Source organism: Pseudokineococcus marinus (assembly GCF_013004605.1).
GTDB lineage: Bacteria > Actinomycetota > Actinomycetes > Actinomycetales > Quadrisphaeraceae > Pseudokineococcus > Pseudokineococcus marinus.
The window spans coordinates 1-7286 of record NZ_JABEMA010000155.1 but is presented as its reverse complement, the minus strand read 5'-3'; the positions used below and the strand labels follow the sequence as shown (position 1 = coordinate 7286).

Annotated in this window: 6 protein-coding genes and 1 pseudogene; 5 read left to right on the top strand and 2 right to left on the bottom strand. The window is 77.5% G+C overall.

Annotated elements, in window-relative coordinates:
• Window positions 1–472 (top strand): annotated as a pseudogene (locus HLB09_RS10575) (hypothetical protein); the annotation flags it as partial.
• Window positions 473–504: 32 nt separating this feature from the next.
• Here the strand turns inward: HLB09_RS10575 and HLB09_RS10570 are convergent.
• Entirely contained in the window at window positions 505–1416 is a 912-nt protein-coding gene (locus HLB09_RS10570) for an SMP-30/gluconolactonase/LRE family protein (RefSeq protein WP_322790132.1), read from the bottom strand.
• Window positions 1417–1698: 282 nt separating this feature from the next.
• Between HLB09_RS10570 and HLB09_RS10565 the strand changes: the two genes are divergently transcribed.
• Window positions 1699–2493: a hypothetical protein gene (locus tag HLB09_RS10565; protein WP_171203342.1), complete on the top strand. Its 795-nt coding sequence runs from the start codon at window positions 1699–1701 to the stop codon at window positions 2491–2493.
• Between the two features lie 27 nt (window positions 2494–2520).
• Here the strand turns inward: HLB09_RS10565 and HLB09_RS10560 are convergent, their stop codons facing one another.
• Complete coding sequence (locus HLB09_RS10560; RefSeq protein WP_171203341.1) at window positions 2521–4059, bottom strand: MDR family MFS transporter; 1539 nt, start codon at window positions 4057–4059, stop codon at window positions 2521–2523.
• A 137-nt stretch (window positions 4060–4196) separates the two neighbouring features.
• Between HLB09_RS10560 and HLB09_RS10555 the strand changes: the two genes are divergently transcribed.
• The 3 genes from HLB09_RS10555 to HLB09_RS10550 all read left to right on the top strand — a co-directional run bounded on the left by HLB09_RS10555 (window position 4197) and on the right by HLB09_RS10550 (window position 7168).
• Window positions 4197–4877, top strand: a complete 681-nt coding sequence (locus HLB09_RS10555) for a TetR/AcrR family transcriptional regulator (protein ID WP_171203340.1) — start codon at window positions 4197–4199, stop codon at window positions 4875–4877.
• Between the two features lie 96 nt (window positions 4878–4973).
• Window positions 4974–5834: an EAL domain-containing protein gene (locus HLB09_RS18575; protein ID WP_322790131.1), complete on the top strand. Its 861-nt coding sequence runs from the start codon at window positions 4974–4976 to the stop codon at window positions 5832–5834.
• A complete protein-coding gene (locus HLB09_RS10550; RefSeq protein ID WP_246235064.1) occupies window positions 5777–7168 on the top strand; it encodes a diguanylate cyclase domain-containing protein in 1392 nt (463 codons plus the stop codon). The genes HLB09_RS18575 and HLB09_RS10550 overlap by 58 nt, the downstream gene beginning before the upstream one ends.
• The last annotated feature ends 118 nt before the right edge of the window (window positions 7169–7286 follow it).

Here is a 7286-nt window from a genome sequence, read left to right as displayed (position 1 = left end):
GGGGTTGCTGGCGGCCGTCGTCCAGCAGCGGCTGACGACGCCGGCGCGGCTGCGCGCTGCCGTCCTCGCCGCGGGGCCGCTGCGGCATCGCCGGGAGCTGCTGGCCGTGCTCGACGACGTCGAGGGCGGGGCGCAGGCGCTGTCGGAGGTGCGGCTCGTGCGCCTGTGCCGGACGGCGGGGCTGCCGGTGCCGGCGCAGCAGGCGGTCCGGCGCGATGCCACGGGACGGCGCCGCTACCTGGACGCCCTGTGGGAGCTGGAGGACGGGCGCCGCGTCCTGCTCGAGGTGGACGGCGTCGGGCACGTCGAGGAGGCCCGCTGGTACGACGACCTGCTGCGCGCCGCGGAGGTCACCCGGCCCGGCGAGGTGGTGCTCCGCCTGCCCGCGCGGGCCCTCAGGGTGGACCGGGACCGCGTCGTGACGCTCCTGCGGCGCCACCTCGCGCCGGCTGGCAGCACCAGGACGGCGTAGAGCTCGTCCTCGTGCAGCCACCTCGGCCGGCGTCAGCGCGGCGCGAGCACGTGCGTGGCGTCGCGCACGCGCGCCCGCAGCCGGTAGAGGCTCGTCGAGGCGGTGACGAAGACGTCGGTACCGCCCGGCCCCCCGAAGCAGAGGTTGCTCACGACCTCGCCGACGGGCACGCGGCCCACCTCGGAGCCGTCGGGGCGGAGGACGACGAGCGAGGTGTCCGCCGTCGTCCACACGTGGCCGTGCTCGTCCACGCGGATCCCGTCGGGCAGCCCGGGGTCCACCTCGGCCAGCACGCGCCCGCCCTCGCAGCGGCGGCCGTCGACGACGTCGTAGGCGTGCACGGTGTGGCCCTCGCCGGGCGGGTCGTCGTCGCGGGTGGGCGCGCGGGAGGAGTCGGCGACGTAGAGCACGCGCTCGTCGGGGGAGAAGGCCAGCCCGTTGGGCATCGCGACGTCGGTGACGACGGCGTCGAGCTCCCCGGTGGCCGGGTCGAGGCGGAAGACGTGGTGGCCGCCGTACTCCTCCTCGCCCGGGTGGCCCTCCGCGCGGCGGTGGATGCCGTACGAGGGGTCGGTGAACCAGACCGTGCCGTCGGAGCGGACGACGACGTCGTTCGGCGAGTTCAGCCGGTGCCCGCGCCAGGCGTCGACGAGCCCGGTGACCACGCCGTCCCGCTCCACCTCGACGCGCCGGCGGCCGTGCGAGCACTGCACCACCTCGCCGTCGAGCCCGAGGGTGCGGCCGTTGGTGAACTCCACGTCCTCGGCGAGCACGCCCCACGCGCCGGTCGGCTCGTGCCACTCCATGACCCGGTTCCCCGGGATGTCGCTGCACCGCACCGCGCGGCGCGCGGGGACCCAGAGCGGGCCCTCGGCCCAGGTCATCCCGCCGCCGAGGCGCTCGACCGCCGCGCCCGCCGTCAGCAGGTCGTCCAGCTCGTGCACGTCGACCTCCTCGTCGCCGCCGACGACGCTAGGCCAGGTGGCAGCCTCTCGTCGCGATAGAGCACGACGAGGGGCTGCCACCTCGTGTCTGTCCACAGGTCCCCAGCGGGCGCGCGGACTCCTCGGCAGGCTCCGCGCGTGCCCAGGACCTCGCCGCTGCCTCCTCAGGTGGCGACGACAGCGGTCGAGCAGGCGGGCTGCCTCTCGCGAGCCCAGCTCGCGGCTCTGGGCGTGGGACCCGACCGGGTCGGTCGAGAGGTCCGTCGAGGTCGCTGGCAGCGGGTGGGCCCCCTGGTCGTCGCGACGACGACGGGGCCCCTGGGGCGCGACGCCCAGCGGTGGGCGGCCGTCCTGTCGGCCGGTGCGCGGTCCGCTCTGTGCGGGCTGTCCGCGCTCGAGGTCCACGGGCTGCGGGGCTGGGGGCGCGCCGAGGTGGCGGTGCGCGTCCCGCGCGGGCGGGCGGTGGCCGGTCCGCCCTGGGTGCGGGCGACGACGGGCCGGAACCCGGTGCGCGTGGTGCGGCGGGGCGGCCTGCCGGTGGTCGCCGTCGAGGACGCCGCGGTGGGAGCGGCAGCAGCGTCGCAGTCGGCGGCGACGGCGGGCGGTCTCCTGGCGGCCGTCGTGCAGCAGCGCTTGACGACGCCGGCCCGGCTGCGTGACGCCGTGCTCGCGGCGGGTCCCGTCCGGCACCGGGCCGAGCTGCTGGCGGTGCTCGACGACGTCGAGGGCGGGGCGCAGGCCCTCTCCGAGGTGCGGCTGGTGCGCCTGTGCCGCTCCGCCGGTCTGCCCGTGCCGCAGCAGCAGGTGGTGCGGCTCGACGCGAGCGGCCGGCGCCGCTACCTCGACGTCCTGTGGGAGCTGGACGACGGGCGGTGCGTGCTGCTCGAGGTGGACGGCGTCGGGCACGTCGAGGAGGGGCGCTGGTACGACGACCTGTTGCGGGCCGCCGAGGTGGCGCGGCCCGGTGAGGTGGTGCTGCGCCTTCCCGCCCGCGCGCTCCGGCTGGAGCCAGGCAGGGTCGCGGCGGTCTTGCGCCGCCACCTCGACGGACGAGGTGGCAGCCTCTCGTCGCGCTAGAGCACGACGAGGGGCTGCCACCCGACGTCAGTGCGGCACGACCTCGGGCGACGGCTGCTGCGCCGGGCGCCGCACGAGCAGGGAGACGCCCACCGCGACGAGCGAGAGCACGGCGCCGACGAGGAAGGCGGCGCGGACGCCGTCGGCCGTGGCGGCGACCGCGTCGGCGCCCTCGGCGAGCCGGGCCGCCGACCTCGTGCTGAGCAGCGTCACGAACAGCGCGGTGCCCGCGCCGCCCGCCAGCTGCTGCACCGTGCTGACGACGGCGCTGCCGTGGGAGTACAGGCGCGGCGGCAGGGACCCCAGCGCCGACGTCAGCAGGGGCGTGAAGACGAACGCGAGACCGGCGCTGAGCAGGACGTGCGCCGCGACGACGTGCAGCGGCGAGGAGCCGGCGCCCAGCGTCGTCAGGGTCCACAGCGCGGCGCTGACGACGACGACCCCGGGGGTCACGAGCGGGCGCGGGCCCACCCGGTCGAAGAGCCCGCCGACGACCGGCGACAGGACGGCCATGACCACGCCGCCGGGCAGCAGCAGCAGCCCGGTGCTGAGGGTGGTGAGGTCGAGGACCTGCTGCAGGTAGAGCGGCAGCACGATGAGCGACCCGAAGAGCGCCACCATGCTGATGACCACGAGCCCCACCGCGATCGCGAAGGCGCTCGTGCCGAAGACCCGCAGGTCCAGCAGCGCCGCGTCCGCCCGGGCCAGCCGCAGCTGGCGGTGGACGAAGACGGCGAGGGCCGCGGCGCCGACGGCGATCGGCACCCACAGCGGCAGGACGTGCGCGCCCCCGCCCTCCCCGATGCTCGACAGGCCGTAGAGGAGGCCGCCGAAGGCGAGCGCCGACAGCACCACCGAGGGGACGTCGAGGGAGCCCGGGCGCGGCGTCGTCGCGTTGCGGATGCGCGCGGCGCCGAGGGCCAGCGACACGAGCGCGATGGGCAGCACCAGCCAGAACATCCAGCGCCAGTCGAGGACCGAGAGGACGAGGCCGGAGATCGTCGGGCCGATGGCCGGGGCCACGGCGATGACGATCGAGATGCGCCCCATCATCCGTCCGCGCGAGGAGGCGGGGACGAGCGTGAGGACGGTCGTGAAGAGCAGCGGCATCATGATCGCGGTGCCGCTCGCCTGGACGACGCGGCCGACGAGCAGCGCCCCGAAGCCCGGCGCGAGGGCCGCGACGAGCGTGCCCGTGCTGAACAGGGACATCGCCGTGAGGAAGAGCGGCCGGATGTGGAAGCGCTGCAGCAGGAAGCCGGTCACGGGGATGACGACGGCCATGGTGAGCATGAAGCCGGTGGTGAGCCACTGCGCCGTCGCCGTCGTGACCTGGAGGTCCTCCATGAGGCGCGGCAGGGCGACGCTCATGATCGTCTCGTTGAGGATGACGACGAAGGCCGACACGAGCAGCAGCCCGATGACGAGCCCGCTGCCGGGAGCCATCCGCTCGGCGGTGCCGGTGACCCCCGTGCCGCTCGCGGCCCCCGCGGCCGGGCTCCCCGTGCCCGTCCCCGCGCCCCCTCCCGTCGCCGGGCTCGTGCTCGGGTCCGCCGCTGCCGTCATGCCGCCACCTGTCCTCGTCGCCCGCGTCCTCGACGCCCGGGACGGCGCTGTCCGTGGCATCGGACCGCAGCATGGCACAGACTGCCACCTCGGCACACGCTGCTAGTCTCGGCCGGGAGGCGACCCGAGGAGTCCGCATGAGCGACGGTGACGTCGACATCAGCGCTCGGCCCGACCTGCGCGAGCGGCGCCGTCGGGAGACCCGGGCCGAGATCAGCGCCGTGGCGCTCGACCTCGTCGAGGCCCGCGGCTACGCGGCGACGACGGTCGAGGACATCGCGCGCGCCGCCGGCGTCTCGCCGCGCACCTTCTTCCGGTACTTCCCCAGCAAGGAGGCGGCGGTCCTCGCGCCCGACGAGGAGGCCGAGGCCGCCCTGGCCGAGGCGCTGTCGCGGCCGCGACCGGGCTGCTCGCTGCTCGAGCGCGTCGAGGCGGCCTTCGGCGAGCTCGTCGCCCGGCTGGCCGAGGTCCCGCCCGAGGAGGTGCTCCCGCGCGTGCTGCGCGTGCGCCGCCTCGTCCTCGCCGACCCCGCCCTCACGGCTGCGGCGCTGGGGCTGCAGTCCCAGCAGGCCGACCGGGTCGCCGAGCTGGTGGCCGTCGTCGCCGGCACCACCCCGCAGGACCTGCGCACCCGCCTCGTGGCCGAGGTCGCGGGGACGGCCGTGCGGCTGACCTGCGACGAGTGGGCGCGCCGCGCCGAGGCCGGCGAGCGCCCCGACCTCGTCGCGCTCCACGAGCGGACGCGCGCCGTCCTGCGGGACGTCGTCGCCCCCGCCTCCGGCGACGGCGCCACCCGCGACGCGACCACGTCCGTCTGACGTCGCAGCGCGCCGCGGGCGCCCGTCGTCCGCCACGATGCCCCCCGGCGCCGCCGGGGCGCCCGCCGCGGGGGCGGCGAGCGCGAGGGGGCGGTCGTGGCGTCGCTGGACGTGCGGAGCGTCTTCCAGCCGGTGGTGCGGCTGGGGACGGGCGAGGTCGTGGGCTACGAGGCGCTCGCCCGCGGCAGCTCCGCGGACGGCCCGAAGGCGCCCGGGGACCTCTTCGCCCGCGCCCGCGCCCGCGGCCGCGTCGACGAGCTCGAGTGGGCGTGCCGCGTGGCCGCCGCCGAGGGCGCCCTCGAGGCCGGCGTCGAGGCGCCCCTCGTGCTCTTCGCCAACGTCGAGCCGGACGTCGTCACCGCCGCGCCGTCGCACGTCCACCCGCTGCTCGAGCGCGCCGGCGAGCGCCTGCGCCTCGTCGTGGAGCTGACGGAGCGGTCCCTGGCCTGGCGGCCGTCGGAGCTGCTGCGCCTCGTGGCGCGCGTCCGCGAGCTCGGGTGGGCGGTGGCGCTGGACGACGTCGGGCAGGACCCCCTGGCGCTGGCGCTCCTGCCCGTCCTGCAGCCCGAGGTCGTCAAGCTCGACCTCGCCCTGGCCCGCCGGCGCCCCGACGCGCTGACGGCGCAGGTGGTCGCGGCCGTCGCCGCCTACGCCGAGCGGACGGGCGCCGTCGTCGTCGCCGAGGGGCTCGAGACCCCCGAGCACGTGCAGCAGGCGCTCGCCATGGGCGCCTCGCTGGGCCAGGGGTACCTGCTGGGGCGGGGCGGCCGGGCCCGCTCGAGCGCCGCCCGCCCGCCCCGGCGGCTCCTCTCGTGCTGCCGCGCCCGCACCCCCGCCCGCCCGGGGGCAGCGGTTTCGCGCTCGTCGCGGACCGCGACGTCCAGCGCTCGACGAAGCCGCTGCTCGAGGCGGTCAGCCGGCACCTCGAGGCCCAGGCGCTCACCTGCGGCCCCATGACCGTGCTGCTGTCCGCGCTGCAGCACTCCCGCTACTTCGGCGCCCGGACGGCGGCCCGCTACCGCCGGCTGGCCTCGTCGGCGTCCCTCGTGGCGGTGCTCGGGGAGGGCATGGCCGTCCACCCGACCGAGCGCGTCCGGGGGGCCCTCCTCGAGGCCGGCGACCCGCTGCTCGAGGAGTGGGTGGTCGCCGTCGTCAACCCGCACGTCACGGCGGCGCTCGTCGCCCGAGAGGTCCACGGGCCGGGGGGCCGCGCCGACGACGCCCCGGAGGGGACCGGCCGCGGGCAGGGCGGGCGGTCCGCGGGCCCGGACGCGGAACGGGTCTTCGAGTACGTCATCACCTACGAGCGCGAGCTCGTCCTCGAGGTCGCGGCCCGGCTGCTGACGCGCGTGACGCACGGCCCCGACGGCGACCCCCGGTCGATGGCGTCGGCCGTCGTCGGGCCCGTCACGGACACCACGGTCGCGGCGGACACCGGCGGGCCCGACTACCGCCGCGCCTTCACCGAGGCCCCCGTCGGCATGGCGCTGGTGGCGCCGGAGGGGACGGTCGTGCGCGCCAACCGCGAGCTGGAGCTGCTCCTGGGCCGACCGGCGGAGCGGCTCGTGGGCCACGACCTGCCCGAGCTGGCGCGCTCCGACGACGCCGCGGCGCTGCGCGCGACGTGCCGCTCCGCCGCCCGGGCGGGCCGCACCGCGCTGGAGGTCCGCTTCACGCGCCCCGACGGCTCGGTCGTGCCGACGACCGTGGCCCTGGCGCCCCTGGGCGGCGCCGCCGACGAGGAGGCCCACCTCGTGCTGCACGTCGAGGACGCCGGGCCGCGCAAGGCCCTGGAGGCCGAGCTGAGCCACCGGGCGCTGCACGACCCCCTCACGGGCCTCGCCAACCGCACGCTCTTCCGCGACCGGCTGGCGCACGCGCTCGCCCGCGCGCGGCGGGCGGGGGACGACACGTCGGTCCTCTTCCTCGACCTCGACGGCTTCAAGGCCGTCAACGACGAGCACGGCCACCACGTCGGCGACGCCGTCCTCGTGCAGACGGCGCACCGGCTGCAGGAGAACCTGCGCCCGGGCGACACGGCCGCGCGCTGGGGCGGCGACGAGTTCACGGTGCTCTGCGAGGGCGTCGGGGCACCCGCGGGGGCGGCCGTCGCGGCCCGCCTCGTGGCCGCGCTCGCGCAGCCGCTGCGGGTCGAGGGCCACGTGCTCGTGCCCGGCTGCTCGGTGGGCCTCGCCTCCGCCTCCGAGCTGGACGACCCCCTCGGCGAGGACGAGCTGCTGCGCCGCGCCGACGCCGCGATGTACGCGAGCAAGAGCGCCCGCCGGCCCTGACCCCGGGGGTCGCGCCGTGCCCGGCGCTCCGCTCGCGGGCACGCGCTGCGAGGACGGGCGCCGGTGGCGTCAGCCCGCGGCGGTGGGCTCGCGCCCGAGCACGGCGACCAGGGCGGCG